General features: G+C 57.7%; 18 protein-coding genes. 11 read left to right on the forward strand and 7 right to left on the reverse strand.

What is annotated here, in order from left to right; translation table 11 throughout:
- Nucleotides 1-419 precede the first annotated feature (419 nt).
- The 4 genes from BFQ00_RS09730 (at nucleotide 420) to BFQ00_RS09740 (ending at nucleotide 3,440) form a co-directional block, all read left to right on the forward strand.
- On the forward strand, nucleotides 420-659 hold the full coding sequence (locus tag BFQ00_RS09730) for a hypothetical protein (RefSeq protein ID WP_065886662.1): 240 nt from the start codon (nucleotides 420-422) through the stop codon (nucleotides 657-659).
- 124 nt (nucleotides 660-783) lie between these two features.
- Entirely contained in the window at nucleotides 784-1,929 is a 1,146-nt protein-coding gene (locus tag BFQ00_RS09735; protein ID WP_065933340.1) for a sensor histidine kinase, read from the forward strand.
- A gap of 139 nt (nucleotides 1,930-2,068) precedes the next feature.
- A complete protein-coding gene (locus BFQ00_RS29070) occupies nucleotides 2,069-2,488 on the forward strand; it encodes a hypothetical protein (RefSeq protein ID WP_130184715.1) in 420 nt (139 codons plus the stop codon).
- Nucleotides 2,489-2,789: 301 nt separating this feature from the next.
- Nucleotides 2,790-3,440: a hypothetical protein gene (locus BFQ00_RS09740; RefSeq protein ID WP_065933341.1), complete on the forward strand. Its 651-nt coding sequence runs from the start codon at nucleotides 2,790-2,792 to the stop codon at nucleotides 3,438-3,440.
- On the opposite strand, the gene BFQ00_RS09745 is transcribed toward BFQ00_RS09740, so the two are convergent.
- On the reverse strand, nucleotides 3,435-4,208 hold the full coding sequence (locus tag BFQ00_RS09745) for a pyrroline-5-carboxylate reductase dimerization domain-containing protein (RefSeq protein ID WP_065933342.1): 774 nt from the start codon (nucleotides 4,206-4,208) through the stop codon (nucleotides 3,435-3,437). The two genes, BFQ00_RS09740 and BFQ00_RS09745, sit on opposite strands and share 6 nt — an antisense overlap.
- An 81-nt stretch (nucleotides 4,209-4,289) precedes the next feature.
- On the opposite strand from BFQ00_RS09745, the gene BFQ00_RS09750 reads away from it, so the two are divergent.
- The gene (locus BFQ00_RS09750; RefSeq protein ID WP_242527126.1) at nucleotides 4,290-4,928 is read left to right on the forward strand and encodes a hypothetical protein; all 639 of its coding nucleotides are present in this window, start codon (nucleotides 4,290-4,292) and stop codon (nucleotides 4,926-4,928) included.
- 644 nt (nucleotides 4,929-5,572) lie between these two features.
- Entirely contained in the window at nucleotides 5,573-6,193 is a 621-nt protein-coding gene (locus BFQ00_RS09755; RefSeq protein WP_065933343.1) for a LysE family translocator, read from the forward strand.
- Nucleotides 6,194-6,236: 43 nt separating this feature from the next.
- Here BFQ00_RS09755 and BFQ00_RS09760 read toward each other — a convergent pair whose 3' ends face one another.
- Nucleotides 6,237-7,451: an aldose 1-epimerase family protein gene (locus tag BFQ00_RS09760; protein WP_065896850.1), complete on the reverse strand. Its 1,215-nt coding sequence runs from the start codon at nucleotides 7,449-7,451 to the stop codon at nucleotides 6,237-6,239.
- A 392-nt stretch (nucleotides 7,452-7,843) separates the two neighbouring features.
- Here BFQ00_RS09760 and BFQ00_RS09765 point away from each other — a divergent pair, with 392 nt between their 5' ends.
- Nucleotides 7,844-8,104, forward strand: a complete 261-nt coding sequence (locus tag BFQ00_RS09765; RefSeq protein WP_065886653.1) for a DUF6429 family protein — start codon at nucleotides 7,844-7,846, stop codon at nucleotides 8,102-8,104.
- 172 nt (nucleotides 8,105-8,276) lie between these two features.
- On the opposite strand, the gene BFQ00_RS09770 is transcribed toward BFQ00_RS09765, so the two are convergent.
- A complete protein-coding gene (locus tag BFQ00_RS09770) occupies nucleotides 8,277-9,281 on the reverse strand; it encodes a DUF1176 domain-containing protein (protein WP_242527104.1) in 1,005 nt (334 codons plus the stop codon).
- Between the two features lie 310 nt (nucleotides 9,282-9,591).
- Between BFQ00_RS09770 and BFQ00_RS09775 the strand changes: the two genes are divergently transcribed.
- Nucleotides 9,592-10,143, forward strand: coding sequence for an ankyrin repeat domain-containing protein (locus BFQ00_RS09775; RefSeq protein ID WP_065933345.1), 552 nt, complete (start codon nucleotides 9,592-9,594; stop codon nucleotides 10,141-10,143).
- Nucleotides 10,144-10,276: 133 nt separating this feature from the next.
- Here BFQ00_RS09775 and BFQ00_RS09780 read toward each other — a convergent pair whose 3' ends face one another.
- From BFQ00_RS09780 to BFQ00_RS09790, 3 genes are read right to left on the reverse strand one after another with little or no spacing between them, the layout of a single operon-like run.
- A complete protein-coding gene (locus BFQ00_RS09780; RefSeq protein ID WP_065933346.1) occupies nucleotides 10,277-10,945 on the reverse strand; it encodes a hypothetical protein in 669 nt (222 codons plus the stop codon).
- Between the two features lie 3 nt (nucleotides 10,946-10,948).
- The gene (locus BFQ00_RS09785) at nucleotides 10,949-12,310 is read right to left on the reverse strand and encodes a M48 family metallopeptidase (protein WP_065933347.1); all 1,362 of its coding nucleotides are present in this window, start codon (nucleotides 12,308-12,310) and stop codon (nucleotides 10,949-10,951) included.
- A 3-nt stretch (nucleotides 12,311-12,313) separates the two neighbouring features.
- Nucleotides 12,314-12,742, reverse strand: a complete 429-nt coding sequence (locus BFQ00_RS09790) for a hypothetical protein (protein WP_065933348.1) — start codon at nucleotides 12,740-12,742, stop codon at nucleotides 12,314-12,316.
- A 173-nt stretch (nucleotides 12,743-12,915) separates the two neighbouring features.
- On the opposite strand from BFQ00_RS09790, the gene BFQ00_RS09795 reads away from it, so the two are divergent.
- Complete coding sequence (locus BFQ00_RS09795; protein ID WP_065933349.1) at nucleotides 12,916-13,863, forward strand: helix-turn-helix transcriptional regulator; 948 nt, start codon at nucleotides 12,916-12,918, stop codon at nucleotides 13,861-13,863.
- 39 nt (nucleotides 13,864-13,902) lie between these two features.
- On the opposite strand, the gene BFQ00_RS09800 is transcribed toward BFQ00_RS09795, so the two are convergent.
- The gene (locus BFQ00_RS09800) at nucleotides 13,903-14,394 is read right to left on the reverse strand and encodes a GNAT family N-acetyltransferase (protein WP_371914189.1); all 492 of its coding nucleotides are present in this window, start codon (nucleotides 14,392-14,394) and stop codon (nucleotides 13,903-13,905) included.
- 244 nt (nucleotides 14,395-14,638) lie between these two features.
- On the opposite strand from BFQ00_RS09800, the gene BFQ00_RS09805 reads away from it, so the two are divergent.
- Both BFQ00_RS09805 and BFQ00_RS09810 read left to right on the forward strand, forming a co-directional pair.
- A complete protein-coding gene (locus BFQ00_RS09805) occupies nucleotides 14,639-15,094 on the forward strand; it encodes a hypothetical protein (protein ID WP_065933351.1) in 456 nt (151 codons plus the stop codon).
- A 280-nt stretch (nucleotides 15,095-15,374) separates the two neighbouring features.
- On the forward strand, nucleotides 15,375-15,935 hold the full coding sequence (locus BFQ00_RS09810; RefSeq protein WP_065886644.1) for a hypothetical protein: 561 nt from the start codon (nucleotides 15,375-15,377) through the stop codon (nucleotides 15,933-15,935).
- Nucleotides 15,936-15,976 lie beyond the last annotated feature (41 nt).

Below are 15,976 nucleotides of genomic sequence, written 5' to 3' on the forward strand. Positions count from 1 at the left end.
TTTTGCGCTTTTCAAAAGTGAGCCGCTGTAAAAGCGGAACCATTAGCAGCCGTTACCGCAGAAACGGATATGTACTCGGTCCAATCCAACATCCCGGCCAGCCCCGAGGCCGTCATCGGGGGCAAGCCCCCTCCCACATTGGACCGGGATCGACACAAAATCCCGGTCGGCCCAGAGGCCGCCATCAAGGGCAAGTCGAATCGTCGCACCGCCCCTCCCACATGTGGACCGAGGTGCGTCAGATGGATACCCGTCGGTCGCCAAGCGACCGCAGGGCAACGACCGCACTGCCCATCATCGCCTTACAGCCGCACACGACGAAACTCTTGCAGCATCCTTCGGTCGATGCTTTCAAGAGGCCCACGGTGCCTCCGTTGCCTTGTGTGTGCGTGTGAGTGTGAATGCCTGCGGAGACGGCCATGAAAGAAGCCCTGAACGATTTGCCCGGCCCTATAAAACGACAGGCTGACAGAATTCTGCGTGAGATCGAACTGGCGGGGTCAATGATTCTTGCCGTCAAAGGCGGTGCCAAGGCCCAGGGGTTTGTGCTGGGAATCACCTGCTGTGAAGGGCTCACTTCCGAGCGCTGCGAAGCCTTGGCAAGCCATTTTGACAGCGTGGTGGAACAACGGCTGAGGTCGCTGACACTGGGGCTGTAATGCCCGCGGTAGCGCCGCCGCAGTCCGGGCTTTAAAAGCGACGAACAACCTCCTACACTGCCGGGAATTTCCGTTCGCCTGTGCAGCCTCGCTTTTCTGCCCGCCTCCCACCAGGACTACAGACATGCGCCTGCCCGACTTCATTCTGGAAAACCTCGAGCCGATACTGCAGGCCTGGGAAGATTTCGCCAGAACCATCGACACCCCGGGCGAGGAACTCGACAGCGTCGCGCTGCGCGATCATGCCGAGCAGATGTTGCGGGCCATCGTCAGCGACCTGCGCACCAAGCAGACCCGCCAGGAACAAATCGCCAAGGCCCAGGGCCACGCACCGGAGGACGAACAGGAAACTGCGGCCGAAACCCACGCAATGACGCGGCTGATGGCCGGGTTCACCATCGACCAGATGGTCTCCGAATACCGCGCGCTGCGCACCAGTGTGGTCAGCCAGTGGATGCGCCAGGTCAAGGACGGCACACCGATCAACGTCGACGACATGACCCGATTCCACGAGGCCATTGACCAGGCCCTGGCCGAGTCCATTGCCAGCTATTCACGGGCCGTCGAGGCCTCACGCAACATGTTCCTGGGCATCCTCGGCCACGATTTGCGCACCCCACTCGGCGCAATCCTGCTGGGTGCCGACGTGTTGCGCCGCTCCCAGGACGCCGGGGCGCGGGAGACCAAGATCGCCAATCAGGTCTACACCAGCGTGCGCCGGGCAAGCCAGATCGTCGGCGACCTGCTTGACCTGACCCGCTGCCAGATGGGCCCGGGCATCCCGGTCAAAACCAGCGAAATAAACCTCTCGCCACTGTGCCAGCGCGTGGTCGAGGAAATTCGCGCATTTCATCCCGAAGCCATCGTGATGTTCGACGCGAACACAAGCGTATCTGGGCAGTTTGACGGCGGGCGGATGGAGCAAGTGTTTTCGAACATCATCAGCAACGCAGTGCAACATGGCGACACCACACGGCCTATCCAGGTCGAGCTGGGCATGCACGAGGATTTCGCCGTCTTCACCGTGCGCAACAGCGGTGAAGCGATACCCGAGGACGTGCTCCCATTCATATTCAACCCCATGGGCCGTTTCTCCCAGCGCACCGCCATCCACCACGGCCCCACCGAAGGCCTGGGCCTTGGCTTGTTCATCGCCTCGGAAATCGTCGCCTCCCATGGTGGATCGATTGAGGTCAGCTCCGACACGGAACAGGGCACGGTGTTTCAGGTGCGAGTGCCGCTTGACAGGCAAGCGCCTGGCGTTGCCTGAAGTCGGCTATCCCTGACCCTGGCAGAGACACTTTGCGGCGAGCAGGAGCATTAAGTCATAATGCGCCCGCCTGACTGCAACGAGGAGTGGTGACTGTACTCAAGGGCAGCAGGGCTCAATATCTTAAAAGGATTTAAGTATGAAAATAGAGCCGCCCTTCCCGCGTCGCTTCTATGCGTCTCCAATATCCAATTTCGAAAAATTTGATCCCTGCCGTGGAATTGAAGGGTATTGCGCAGCGATCCGAAAATTTCTCATGCCTGACTCAACACCCAACAGCTTCAGCTTTGCGGAGTTTGAAATCGTATCGCGCACTTACTGCAAAGGCTCGATCTTTTCAAGAGTTCGAAGACTAAGCGATAAAAAGCTTGACCCGCTATTATCGACCCCTCTGAAGGTCGATGACTTCTTCCCCCCAACATCCAACGCTGGACACGTCCGTGCCGGCCGTTTCAACGCCGAGGGCGAACGCAAGCTTTATTTGGCCGACCATCCGTTTGTTGCATTAAAAGAATGTGGCATCAAGCCTGCACGCCGGCTGGCTTGCTCGCCACGATGAACAGTACCGCCCATGCTACGAGCAGATGCTTTTGCCCATTGCCAGGAAGAAAAGACAACTTCACTGCGTGCCCTACTTTGGTAACGAGTCGAAATTTTTGTCAGCGCACCAAAAAGTAATGAAAAAATCCAGCAGATCAGAAAAAAAACCGAAATCCTCATCCAGCGAGAAGATTATGAGGACATCAACACCACCCCATTCAAGTTACTACCGCAACAGGGATATATCTGAGTCCTCGGCGCTCACGCCGTCCCAACACCTGACCACATTGGCGCTTGAATACCCTCTACCGGAGAAATAAATGCAATTTGCCGTAGCACTGATCGAATATCTTATATCTGGCGTGGTCGCATCAGCCTGGCTGACCGCAATACTCCATCATTACTATCCGCTGCCACTCGGCAAGATAAATGATTACAAAGAGGTTTTTATCATCATCTACCTGCCCATCACTTACATTTTAGGCATTTATATAGACACCACGTCCTCCTATCTCATAAGAAGAAGCGGAGAAATATTCAGCCTACTGGGTGAAAAGCTGAATATCGCCGAAAGTTTTCGAAATAAGCTCGCATCAATATATTTTGCTATTGCCGGAACGCCGAAGAAAGACTCCTATGAACGAAGCGCTGCAATTCTAGCGCGTTCGGTTCCGGATGCCGTCAGGACAATGGAGGCCTATGTCAGCAGGGATAGAATCGCCCGAGGAGCCGCCCTCAATGCTTTTGCAGGGGCCCTCACCGCATTTTTTTATGCGCCCCCCGAGTACCAAACGCTCATAACGGTCGTCTGCTCCATTGCCTGCGTGTATTCGATCATTATGCATAAGCGATTACGCCGCCTTTCATCACGATTCAAAAAGGTCGCGCTGTCGAACCTGGAGAAGATCAAGCAGACTGAACCGGACGAGGTCACAAACCAGACAACTCCCTTGGATTACCCGCGCCTATAAAACGCCCTCGGTCTGCAACCGCTCAAGCACGTCATCGCACGCCGCTGCCCATGCCTGTGTCGCACCCTTATCTCGCAACACCTCAAGCCCGGCGGCCGTAAAGGTGCCCGGCGTAGCGATGGCATTGCCCAGGGTCGCCATGCTGACCTGGGGCTGATGTCCGGCGCTGGAAAGGCAGTCCTGCATGTTGCCCATTACCAATTGGCGAGCTTGTTCTGCAGTCAGACCCTTATCGGTAAACCACTGCTGAAGATCGTTGAGAAAGAAATAGAACCAGCCATTCATGCATGCCGCTACGGTGGCCAACTCGAAGGCTTCTTCCTGTTCCAGCACGATCAGTGAACCAAGGGTACCCAACAATGCCTCGTGGACGGGCCCCGCCGGCGTGACCACCACGGTGGAGCGGTTGATCTGGGCAGTATAGGACAGCATCGCCCGCACCAACTGCGCCTGTGGGAAGTAACGTGCCAGGTCGTTAAGTGCCATGCCGGCTACCAGGGACACCAGAGGTTGCCCCGGTTTGAGTTGAATATCCCTGCAAAGCCCTTCGACTGCATCGGGGCGCACACCGAGCAACAGCAGGTCGGCCCCATCGACAACCCCTTGGTTGTCGGTCATGACCTCGCACGCCCAAACCTTGCCCAACTGCTCGGCGCGCGCCTGATTGCGGGGCGATAACAGCACCCGCCCGGTAAAACCGCCACGCCGCAGACCGATCACCACTTTTTCAGTCAGTTCGCCAACGCCCAAGACACCAATGCTCAGCAAGATGTTTCCTCCGTTCAAAACCAGTGAAAGATGTTCTGCATCTTAACCCCATGCAGGAAGGCGACCCCACAGGTGCGGACATTGGAGGCGTATCTGTATGATGGGCAATCTCAGCGCCATCCTCATGATTGGAAAAAACAGAGCCCGCAAAAATTGAAGGATCTTTTACAGGAGAACCGGTTAAAAAAAGCAGCGCTCCTGGCGACCATATGTTCACTGCTTGGTGCCTGGATACTTTATATGTTGTGGGCCGCGCGCATTGGCATGCGAACGGTTCTGATGGCATCCATTCCGGAATGGACCACTTATATAACAGCCGGATTTGTCATAGGGCTGATCTTTGCAGCAAAGGCGTTCTACGCTCGGCCCGCTCAACGGAAGCCAACACAGGCCGTAGACCCTTTTTTCGGCGGATTCTGCTTGGGTCTTGCGTGCTCCATCAATATTTACGCTGTCTGCGTCTACCTATTGCCCGGGGACATCACCCACTACGAATCGGCGTATGAAATCACCTACCCAGGGCCCTCCGCTGGAAAATTCAGCCGTTGCGAGGCTGGCTTGCGCATCAAGGACATAAACACCGGACGCTGGATTGAACTCTGTACAAATCAATCGGATTTGGACAAACAACGGCAGCGCGGCATGAATGCCGTATGGGTGACTGCTCGGGCAAACAAGGTGGGTTCTTATATTGTTGGGTATCGGTTTATTTTTGAATGAACCCCTATACGCATGAGTATCTACAAAGCTTCGGTATGACACCGACACGTGGCGCGGGAGCTAGCTGCCGTTGTCTCCCAGGCGACAGCTATCCAACTGATACGCCTCGGTCAATGTGGGAGGGGGCTTGCTCCCGATGGCGGCCTCAGGGCCGACCAGGATGCTGGATTGGACCGGGTACATATCCGTTTCTGCGGTCACGGCTGCTAATGGTTCCGCTTTTACAGCGGCTCACTTTTGAAAAGCGCAAAAGTAAGCAAAACGCTCTTGCCCCACCACTCGGCACCTCGCCTGGGCTCGGTGTGCCCGATCGAAGGCTTGAATCCGTGGGCCGCCGCAATGGGCCATCCATGGCCCAGTGCGGCTAACCCGGCGTCCTGCCGGGTTGCCCACGGATTCAAGCCTGCGTTCGGCCAGCGTGGTTTAACGGGGCGCCTGAGATCAAGATCAAAAGCAGATCAAGATCAAGAGCCACTCGCTTCGCATCGTGGTTACGGTTGAGCGCTACAGAGTTGTGTAGATACCTATGCCTATACGGCAAGCCAAATGCACGCATTGAACATCCATCGCGCTTGAGTGGATTGCCGCACCGCCCCAACAGCCCTTATTCTCGACACTCCCGCCCGAGCCAACCCGGAGCCGCCATGGACCTCGCCACCCTCGCCCTCTTCCTGCCCGCCTGTTTCGCCCTGAACATGGCACCCGGCCCCAACAACCTGCTGTCGGTGAGCAACGCCACGCGTTACGGCTACCGCACCTCCTGCCTCGCCGGTATCGGCCGCTTGCTGGCCTTCGCGGGCATGATCGCCCTCGCCTCCGCCGGGCTGGCGGTGGTGCTGCAAACGTCGGAATTGTTGTTCTACGGGATCAAGCTGCTCGGCGCGGCGTATCTGTTTTACCTGGCCTATCAGCTGTGGCGCGCAGACCCGCAGGCAGAAGCGGACATCGCCGCCAGCAAGACGGGCTTATGGGCCCTGGCACGGCAGGAGTTTCTGGTGGCGGCGGGCAACCCCAAAGCCATCCTGATCTTCACCGCCTTCCTGCCGCAGTTCGTGGTGCCCGGGCAACCCATCACCGCGCAATTCGCTGTGTTGGGCGGTATGTTCCTGGCACTGGAATGGATCGCCATCAGCGCCTACGCCTACATGGGCCTGCACATGCGCCGCTGGTTCGCCGAGCCGAGCGGCAAGCGGATCTTCAATCGTTGCTGCGCGGGGCTGTTGTCGGCGGCGGCCACGGTTTTGTTGACGGCGCGTCGGGCGTGAACCCCGCGCCTGCCTGCGCAAGCAGTGCAGGCGCCCGACCGCGCTACTCCTTGGTCAAATCAACCAACGGCGTCTGCCGCACCTCAGTCTCGCGCCCGGCCTGAATTTCGCTGACCTGCTTCAAGGCCTTGTCCACAGCCGCCTTATCCGCCAGCAAGCTGTAGCTGATGCGGAACTGCTTGTGTGCCTTGGGCTCGATGGTGGGTACCAGGTTCAGTGGCCGCTGATAACGGCGGTTGTAGGAAAAACTGGTGCCCGGCTCCAGCCCCGTGACATAGCCCTGCCCTTGGGTGTCGGTGTTCTTCCACAGGGAAAACACTGGCAGTGTCTGCGTATTGAAACCGACCGATACGCCCAGGCTGCCGGCCTTGTTATGCAGCACGGTCAAGGTATCGCCCTTGGCATCGGCATAGGGCACCACGTTGTACACGGTTTCGTCGTAATCTTTGGTGGGTGCGCGGTAGGTTTGCCAGTCGGCCAATTCGCCCTTGGCCTTGTCGTTGAACGGCGACACCTGCTTCACCGGCGCGGCGAACCGAGCGCCCTGCTCCAGGAACGGGGTGCTGAAGTTACTGTGATACAGCGCCTGGTATTCCTTCGCATAGTCACCGTTGTTGGTCAGCGTGTCGTTGAGCGCGAACACAACGCTGCCGGGCTCGGTGACCAGTTCGGTCGCCACGGAAAAGTCGACCTTCTTGAACGCCTGCTCTTTCAGCTCACCGCGCAGAGTGATGGCGTACGGCGGTTTTTCATCAATGTGCAGGGTGACTTTATTCGCAGGAATATTCGCGGCCCGACCATGCAGGGTCAGCAATTCGCCATTGTCGATGCCGGGGTGACCGACCCATTCATAACCGCAACGGGTGACCAGCTCGTTGAAACCCTCCAACCAGCCCAGCCCACCGCGACCATTGAGCTCGATAAAGGAAGGATTGACCACTTCCTTGACCGGTGAATCCCATCCCATGCGCACATCGCCGACCGAAGCCTGCAACACGTTCATACCGCGAGTCGGCACCACCGAGAGCTTCATCGTGCCGTTATCGATGTCGACAATACTCACCCCCTCCTGCCGACCACCGTGCAAGGTGCGCAAGGTTACGCTGAAGGGTTTGTCGGTTTGCACGCCGAGTTGCTGGCTGGTGACCTGCCAATTCTGCGCGGCTTTGTCGGTGTCGAGGAGCACGTAATCCCAGGCCATGGCGTGGGAGGCGGCAGAGAGTGCGCTGAGGGCGACAACGAGTTTGAGTGGGGTCATGGCGGTAGCCTTTTTTGGAGTTGTGGACGTTTTATAAACTCGATGAAACGTTTCAGCAAGCCTAAAAGGCGGTATTACGTGGGCAATTGCCATAAAGGGGTTGGGGGAAATTGGAAAAACGAGTCGGTGCCATCGTTCGTCTTGAAGAAGAAAACGTGCTGTTGCGTCAGCGTCTTTTCGGGCACGAATCAGAGCGGACTGCTGATACTCAAACCCCACAGCCCTTGCTGAATTTGCTTGCTCGAAAGCTATCGTGACTACCTGATGACCGATGATTACGCTGGTTATAACGCCTTGGGTGCGCAATCCGGTGTCGCATTATTAAACGCGCGGTCCATCTTGATGGCCGGTAGGGTTTAAAATGAGTTCAGAGAACAAGCGGAGCAACGATCATGGAATACGACGATAAACTGATTGAAGAAGCCATGCTTGCCCTGTTGGTAACCTTCAGTTTTGATAACGGCAATGCTTGGAAAGGGTTCGACTTCGAGACCATGAGCCGATTGCATGAACAGGGCTTCATCAGCAATCCAGTGAACAAGAACAAATCGATTTGGTTGACGGCTGAGGGGCTGGAGCGCGGTCGTCAGATAGCCGACCGATTGTTTGGGGTAAGCACTCAAGTGGAGCACGGATCCGACTCGGATACCTGACTTCAAACTGCAAACGGGTCAGACCACCACTACATATATTAGTAGTGGTCTGCCCCCCCTAGTGTTCGGCACGCTCGTTCGCTTACTGAATAATGCCCGGTGTATCCGGCAGTTGGAAGATAGCGGTGCCATCGCCGGCAATGCAGGCATCTTTAAGGAATATCCGACAGTATCAGCGGCTTGCCTGGGTACGCCACAGCACAGGCCAATACACCTGATCCAGCCCCATGCACGGGATCATTTCAGCCGCGTGCGTCAGCGTGAAACCGTTACCATCGTAACGCCAGCGCAGGGTAGTGCCACAATTGCCCATACTCATCGCCCTTACCTGACTGCTTAGTTCACCCGTGGCCGGATCAAACTCTACGAAGCCCTGGGGCTCTCTTTCCGGCAGGTTTGGCACTTCGGCGATCAGCGCCGCACGCGCCTGCTCCGGGTGGTCCAGGGGCGCTTGGTAAATACTGTAGAAACAGTTGTAGGCCCCACAGCCGGTTTCGATGATCACTAGCGCTTGATCTGAACTCAAGGCGTACGCTTTGGCTTTTGGCGCGATACCTTCATTCAGATCTTCCTGCCAGTCCTTGCGCGTGGCGACCACCACGGCATCCGTGATCTCTTTTGCTTTGTCCGGCGTCAGCGCGGCAGGTGTCTGCCAACTTGGCGCTAGCGGAGCTGCAGCGGCTTGCGGCACGCTGCCAGCGGGTGCCGGCCCCTTGGACATCAGCGCGTCCTGCGTGCCGACCCGCCCTTGAACCGAGTCCATCAGCAACAGCGCCGCACTCATCCCGCTTAGCGATGCGTACGATTTATCCTCCTTGAACGGCAGTACCAGGTAGTTCCCATTGCGCAATTCTGTGATCAGGGCTTGGGCTGACTTACCGTTCAGCGCAAACACCTCGGGTGTATCGCCTTCTTTCAGTTCGCCAGGCTCAAATTGAGACTTCAGCGGTTCGTCATCAAGCGTTGGCTGGCCGAGGGGTTTCGTGTAGCTGAACACCCCGACATGCAAGGCTCCCTGCGGACCGGCTTCACGTGTGATTCGTACGCTGAACGTCGAAAAACCAGTGTCATCGCGCTGCTGCACGGCACTGATGGCCGTGCATGTTCGTGTGTTATCGCAGCCGATAACCCAGTCCTTGATTTCGCGCGCCAACGGGACCTTCTCGGCAGCGTGCACGCAGCTAATGCCTGCAGCCAAAAGGAATATGAAAGTGCTTCGTATCATCTGATAGACGCCTTTGAACAAGTAAAAGCGTATTAGGGCAGAATTATTTGCTCATACCTATTGCATGGCCGTCAGTCACAACAGAATTGCCGTATTGAACAATCGGCAAGAAAAAATAGGGGCAGACTACATCGGCAGCCTTGCCGTCCCCTTCGAAGCGAAATGAAAAAACTGATATGTCGCAGCGTTACCTCCATCGTAGATAATCCCGCGCAACCTGATCCCGATTAGAACCACACTGTCGATCATAGGTCGTAAACGCATGAGCGCTCTGAACCATCTGATAAGTCAAATCTACGAGCAGGCCAAAAATGGAGACTGGGACAGCGTTATGTCGCAGTGGATGCAAGAGCCTTTGCTCGGCCGGCTTTGCAGCCTGTACCAGGCGCCCTCCTCCGGCTGGACATTCTTGCACCAAGCCGCTTATTTCGGGCGCGAGGCTGCATGCATTGAACTCATTCGCCTCGGTGGTTCAGCTGCCAGGCAGAGCGCCAAAGGGAAGTCCGCAATTGAGGTGGCTCGGGAGCATGGACACAGTGAACTCGCTCTTCTACTGGATCGGTCAAGCTTTGAGGATCACTCCTTGTGGTCAGTTCCGTCCAACCCAGCTCTGCTGCCCAGCAGTAACCTTTGCCAGGAGGCGAATGAGCATCGCGCGAGTACGTTGATACTCGTTGCCTATGCGGGAGGAGTGGTACAAATTCCCAGCGAAGCCAAGTATTACGCAGATTCGTTTGGGCGCCCGCTGATTGGATGGCATGGCACATTCGATCCTCCCTGTGGAATGGACGGTGAATCGATGCTGCGTATGTGAAATGCCCTGTCTATCGGCCTTGCCCATCGCATACATGCGGGGCCATACAAACGTACAAACGGGGTCAGACCACCACTATCTGAAGTGTGGTCCGACCCATGATTTCATGACCCGGATTTCACCGTACAACCGCTCATGAATCGCGCCGAGTACCCTGGCGCAGCGCATCAAGCTGTCGTTGCGCGTGGGCGGCTTTGCAATAGGCGTTGAGGATATCTGCAACCTGGTCGCAATCCAGGGTAACGCCCTCATGCATCAGGCCGGCAGATTGGATGCGGATCTGCGGCTGGGGCTTTTTCAGGGCCAGGGCCTGGTTGCCGAACAGCTGTCGTGCGGAGCGATGAACAGGCAGGGGCGCATCGGGCCGCAACATCAGTTTCTGCACCGTCAGCCAGCCTTCCTCACCGACGGACACGTCGACAATGTCCACCAGATTCAACGGTGCGCTCAGGGTGTCCACAAACAGCTGGCGGCGGGTCAAGCGCATGAACGCGTGTTGCCCGGCGTTGCGGTGCTGCCAAGTGATCAATACAAACACCACCGCCATCACCGCGGCACACACGGTCAGGCCGGTGGCCCCGCGATTCAGGCCGTACCCCAGCAAGCTCAGGGCAACCAGCAAAAACAGCGGGCCGCGCACCTTGTACCGGCGCGAGTTGGTGAATTCGGTCTGTTCGGGTACGCGCTGGATAACCTGCTCGAGTTCGGCCATCGCACGCTCGCGCTGGGCGTCGCGGGAATCGGCATATTCCTGGCTGAGTGAACTGGCGAGATCCGACAGCGGATCGAAGGGTTGGGTCATGGGTCATTCTCCTTGAGCGTTTGGTATCTGCGGTGATCCGGGCTGCGCGGCAGCCGGCGGCGCCGTACGGGTGAGTTGGCTGAACCAGTGTCGGTCGTGCTCGGTGGGCACGCGGGTGGCCTCGGCCAGCAGCGCCTCATCCAGCGTTACGCCCAGTTGCTGGAGGCGTAATGCCGTCGGCGGGTGTGTATCGAAAGGGTGCGCGATGGCATGGTCCAGCGCCGCCTCGTTCAGGCGCAACGGCGTGTGGCTCAGGTGGTCGGCCAGGGCCTGGATCAGGTTGGAGTGACGCTCGGCGAGCAGCGTGGCGATTTCACCGTCCAACGCGATCAACCGTAACAGCGCCTGGCAGAACAGGCGCTCACCGCCGATATTGCCGCCCACCCGATCCGCGACCAATTCCTGAGCGCGGCCCCAGTGATGCACCGCCAGTTGAAAGTAATGCAGAAAACGTTGCGTCATCCAGATCGCCGGACGCTCGATCCAGGCCGGGTCGGCATCCTCGGCACGGATACACGCAAAGTGCAGGCACATCAGGCTGAACTGCGCACCGATCTCGCTGCCGCGCTCGGTGTCGCGGCGGCTGAAATGGCCCAGTTCATGACCGATGATCGACGCGGTCTCGGCTTGGCTCAGGGTCGAGAGGTAGGTCAGCGGCAGGTAAAGGGTACGCCCGCAGAGCAAGTCGCAGGCCGGTTGCAGGACCACATTGACGCTGGTGACGAAAAACGATTGGTCGATGCCCACCACGATATGGTCGGGCACCGGCGCGCAGGTGGCGGTGGCCAGTTGTTCAATCCACGCCCACAAGGCCGGGGCCTTGTCACGCCCGATCCTTTGCCCCAGAAGCGCCGAGGACGGGCTATCCAGGGCATGCCATTGCTGGCGCAGACGCCCGATCAACAAACATCCTGCCCATAGCACCGCAATCAGCGGCACCGCCACCACCAGCATGAACGCGCCACCGGCCTTGAAGTGGGTCCAGCCCCAGCTCAGTTCATACACCAGGCTCAGGGCCAACGCGCCCACCAACAGCCCGGTGTACGCCACCAGCCAATGCCCCAAGGCACGCCAGCAGAGGAACAGGTGTTCGTAGAGAAAATCCCGGGACTTCAGCGCGCGCCAGGCATCCAGCCTCAGCTTGATCCACGTCGCAGGTCCGGCCACCAACGCGGCGAGGGCCAGCCAGTAGGCCAGCCCCGCCAGCACCTGACGCACGCGCAGCCAGGCGTAGTCGCCGCCGATATTCTGTGCTTCGCGCAGCACGTCATCGGCGCGTCCGCTTTGCACACTGGCCCAGGTCATGAGCACCACCGGCAGCAGCAATATCGTCAGCGGCCACGACCACCGCGCGAACCGGCCCATGGCTCAGTTGGCCTGCAAATAATCGGTCAAAAACGCCTGTGCATTGCCTTGGCTGGACAGGAACTCGTCATAGCCGACGTTCAGCGCCTGCGATTCGCCAGGCAGGTACAGCTCGCCCCAGCCTTTTTGCAGCACCAGTACCACGAATTTCCGGCCGTCCACGGTGGTGGAATAGCGGGTGTCCTTACTGGTCTTTTCCACGGTCATCTTCTGGATCTTCATGTTCCAGTCGTGGTCCACACCCTCCAACTGCACCAGCGCCTGATTGTCACCGCGCGCACCGATGCGCAGAGTCCAGACTTTCACGCCGCCTTCGCCGGCATAGGCCAGCACTTTTTCCGCGACTTCCGGACGATTGTCAGCCTGGGCGAGGCCCGCGATCACGGCCAGAACCAGGCCCAGCAGCGCTGCCCACTTGCGATACATCAACATTTATGGCTTCCTCGACAGTTCAAAGCCGAACATTGAAATCAAAGCGCCGGCGCCTGCCAAGCGGTCCGGCCGTGGCGCACAACAATAAGGCCGTGAGTCACAACAACTGATCGGGCTGCCCGATGTCGATATCATGCAACGCTGCCCACCCGCTCTGACGGACGCTTTTACCAATGGACCGCCGCAACCCCTATCTGGACACCCACTTCTGCTTCGATCACCCAGAGGCCCTGGACGAGGCCGGTGTATTCGATGCCAGCGCGCGGCAGGTCATCGGCAGCGCGATCGGCCATTACCGCGCTCAGACGGTGCGGTCGCACCTGCAGTATTTCGACTGCGATTTGCAGTTCCCCGAGCCGTTACGTATCCACAAGGTGCTGCCCGACAGCGTATGCATCGTGCAGGTACTGGGTGGGCAATGGCAGCATCGGGTAGACGGTCGGCTAAATGAATACACCCCCGGCGCGCCTCATGTGCTGGGCTTGAGCGAAAGCATGGAAGCCATGGACCAGATGCCCGCCGGCAGCCGTGCGCGCATGGCCGGGCTGCGCATCGGCGGGGACTACCTACGCGAATTGGCCGAAGAAGACCCGTCACTGCAATCGCTGGCCAGGCTGCTCGACGATGGCATGCACTTTTCAGAACTGCACGGCTGCCGTGTCGTCGGGCATTTGTTCGAGCGCCTTTATCACTCGCCCTACCAGGGAACGTTGGAGCGGTTGAATCAGGAAAGCCTGAGCCTGGCCGTGCTGGTCGAGCTGGCGACGCACCTGGCGCCACAGCCGGCCAACCCTGTGGCCGGGTTGCGCAGCCACTCGGACCTCGCGCACGAAGCACGCTTCAAGCTCGACGCCGACCTGATGAACCCACCCGGCACTCTGGCGCTGGCACGGGAACTGGGCGTGGGTGAAACCACCCTGAGACGCGCCTTCAGCCGGGTGTACGGCCAGTCGATGCTCGATTACGTGCGCCAACAGCGCCTGGAACTGGCCCGCAACCTGCTGCGCCAGCGCAAATGGCACGTCGCACAAATTGCCCACCGCCTGGGCTACGCCAACCCTGCCAATTTCAACCATGCGTATAAGGCGTATTTCGGCCATCCGCCAGGGGCGGAGTTCTGACAGGCCGCTATCGGCCAGAAGCGGACCCGCACCGCCCCCTCACGCGTGGCGCTTATACGTCAGGTAATCATGGGCACCGGTACCGGTGCATAAAAACCCCGCCTTCTCGTACATCCTCTTCGCGGGGTTATCAGATCGCACACTCAACCGCAACTGCGTGAATCCGTGCCGTGCCGCGTCCAGTGCATAGGCTTCCAAGAGGGCCATTCCCACCCCGCTACGCCGATGTTCTGGACTTACATGGATAGTGCAAAGTTCTGCGTAACTCTGCTCAGGTATCCAGAGTGAGTAACCGGCGAAGGCATTACCCATGAACGCGACGTTCAGACGGTCAAAATTCTCTACCAAACGCGTCAGGTGCCGTCCCAGTTGGGCTCGCCACGATGCCTCATGCTCGGGCTCCCAACAGCGAATATAGCTCTCCTCGCCTCTGTAGATGGCCGGAAGATCGGTAACACGTGCTTGTCTGAGTTGTAGTGCCATTCCATTAGCCTTTGATGACGTGAAGATATGGTATGGCCTGCCTGACATTCCGCAAAGCCGGGCGATGGGTCACGGTCCGGGTGCGGCGCGAGGTTACAGGTGGCTAACAGCCGGTCATGAAAGGCTGTTTCTGCACACAGGTTCACGTCGCGAGCGCACTGCCAGCAAGCGTAGAGGTTCGCAAAGTCGTAAACCCCGTACTCCATTTTAATTTACCATTCGCAGGCGTTCCGTTCCGGCGCCGCTCAGCCCACGCCTGCACTCCGAATTTCCAATGGAAGGATCCCGCTTCATGTCCAGTACCTTGTTCCGTACACTCGCCTTATCCAGCCTGTTAGTCCTCGCCAGCTGCTCCACTGCAACGCCAAGCGTATCGACGCCTGTCACCTCCAAGGCGATCGAAGCCTTCGTCGATATCTGTCTGAAGACCGCCCCCTCGTTCGCCGGCTCTGCTGAAGCGGCCAAGCGGTTCGGCATCAACGACCTCCAGGACATGGGTTTCACGCGCATCGGCTTCACCGCGGACAAAAACCTCTCCGTGCAACTTTCCGAAAAGGAATGCGTCGTTACCACTCCGAAGCAACCCGACGACAGTCTGACCCGCCAACTGCTGAGCGCCGCGCAGACTTACTCGCAAACGTCGTTAGCAGATCGCGTGCCATCGAAGGTGCGTATCCAGGACAACAACTTTATTCTTCAGCATGATCGCAACGGCGGTGAAGCGTATGTGCTACTGCGGAACAAGTAATTAGCACTTTTACCCCGCGTACGAAAGGCCCGTGAAGTGGGCTTTTCTCGAAAAAAAACCAGGGGCAGACCCTGAGGTATCCCCGATTTTTCTTACGAAAAATCAATTTGAGGTGTTGTTGATTGCTGCTTTGGCCAACTAACTTCTGTTCTTAACGGGGCTGCAGGCACGAGAACGCGGTGTGGAGCGACGCTACCAAAGCAACAGCTGATTAGTGGTGGTCTGTCCCCATAGCCTTATAGGCTGTGCCATTTACTAATTGGAATAGGAGAACAGTGCGATGGACATGAGCGGTGGTGGAGAAATCATGACCTACGTGAATGGAGCGATAGCGTTAGTGGCGTTGTGCTTGAGCATACGTAACCGAAAAACTCAGAAAGCGATGTATCGGCTAACCCGGTCCACGCACTGGAGCAGCACGAACGATTTTCATGTGATCAGCGCCGAGCAATTAGATGACTCGGTTTTAGTTAAGTTGGTTTTCTTCAACCCCGGGTCGGTGTCAGCAGTGATACAAAGCTTAGCTGTTTACGAAATCCCCCGCCCAATCTGCTGGTTGCCACGCCGATTTGATTGGTTACGCAGGAAACGTCTAGAACTTGCAAAATGGTGGCCCACCACAGACGAGGAGGAAAAAATACCTCGCTTATTTGCAGAGAGATATCAGGAGCTGATGGTTAAAGAAAGTCGAGTGATACTGGTGAGACTCCCTGGGATGATCAATCGGCTTACTCATGCGTTTGAACTGAAAACCAATCATGGTGTTATCACGACGTGGTATGCCCTTGATTTCATAGAAAAGGGATTTGCCTTTCAATCCCATCGAAATTTCAAATACTGATAACCGGGGGTCGGTATTTGCTTGGAAAAGGTGCCGTGTCA

It is taken from the genome of Pseudomonas sp. 28 E 9 (genome assembly GCF_900004785.1).
In the GTDB taxonomy this organism is placed as follows: domain Bacteria; phylum Pseudomonadota; class Gammaproteobacteria; order Pseudomonadales; family Pseudomonadaceae; genus Aquipseudomonas; species Aquipseudomonas orientalis_A.

Coding starts and splice junctions, on each gene's coding strand:
- BFQ00_RS09755 (WP_065933343.1), top strand. CDS start 5,573: ATGGACCTCGCCACCCTCGCCCTCTTCCTGCCCGCCTGTTTCGCCCTG.
- BFQ00_RS09735 (WP_065933340.1), top strand. CDS start 784: ATGCGCCTGCCCGACTTCATTCTGGAAAACCTCGAGCCGATACTGCAG.
- BFQ00_RS09785 (WP_065933347.1), bottom strand. CDS start 12,310: ATGGGCCGGTTCGCGCGGTGGTCGTGGCCGCTGACGATATTGCTGCTG.
- BFQ00_RS09810 (WP_065886644.1), top strand. CDS start 15,375: ATGGACATGAGCGGTGGTGGAGAAATCATGACCTACGTGAATGGAGCG.
- BFQ00_RS09740 (WP_065933341.1), top strand. CDS start 2,790: ATGCAATTTGCCGTAGCACTGATCGAATATCTTATATCTGGCGTGGTC.
- BFQ00_RS09805 (WP_065933351.1), top strand. CDS start 14,639: ATGTCCAGTACCTTGTTCCGTACACTCGCCTTATCCAGCCTGTTAGTC.
- BFQ00_RS09730 (WP_065886662.1), top strand. CDS start 420: ATGAAAGAAGCCCTGAACGATTTGCCCGGCCCTATAAAACGACAGGCT.
- BFQ00_RS09760 (WP_065896850.1), bottom strand. CDS start 7,451: ATGACCCCACTCAAACTCGTTGTCGCCCTCAGCGCACTCTCTGCCGCC.
- BFQ00_RS29070 (WP_130184715.1), top strand. CDS start 2,069: ATGAAAATAGAGCCGCCCTTCCCGCGTCGCTTCTATGCGTCTCCAATA.
- BFQ00_RS09765 (WP_065886653.1), top strand. CDS start 7,844: ATGGAATACGACGATAAACTGATTGAAGAAGCCATGCTTGCCCTGTTG.
- BFQ00_RS09790 (WP_065933348.1), bottom strand. CDS start 12,742: ATGTTGATGTATCGCAAGTGGGCAGCGCTGCTGGGCCTGGTTCTGGCC.
- BFQ00_RS09775 (WP_065933345.1), top strand. CDS start 9,592: ATGAGCGCTCTGAACCATCTGATAAGTCAAATCTACGAGCAGGCCAAA.
- BFQ00_RS09800 (WP_371914189.1), bottom strand. CDS start 14,394: ATGTCAGGCAGGCCATACCATATCTTCACGTCATCAAAGGCTAATGGA.
- BFQ00_RS09780 (WP_065933346.1), bottom strand. CDS start 10,945: ATGACCCAACCCTTCGATCCGCTGTCGGATCTCGCCAGTTCACTCAGC.
- BFQ00_RS09795 (WP_065933349.1), top strand. CDS start 12,916: ATGGACCGCCGCAACCCCTATCTGGACACCCACTTCTGCTTCGATCAC.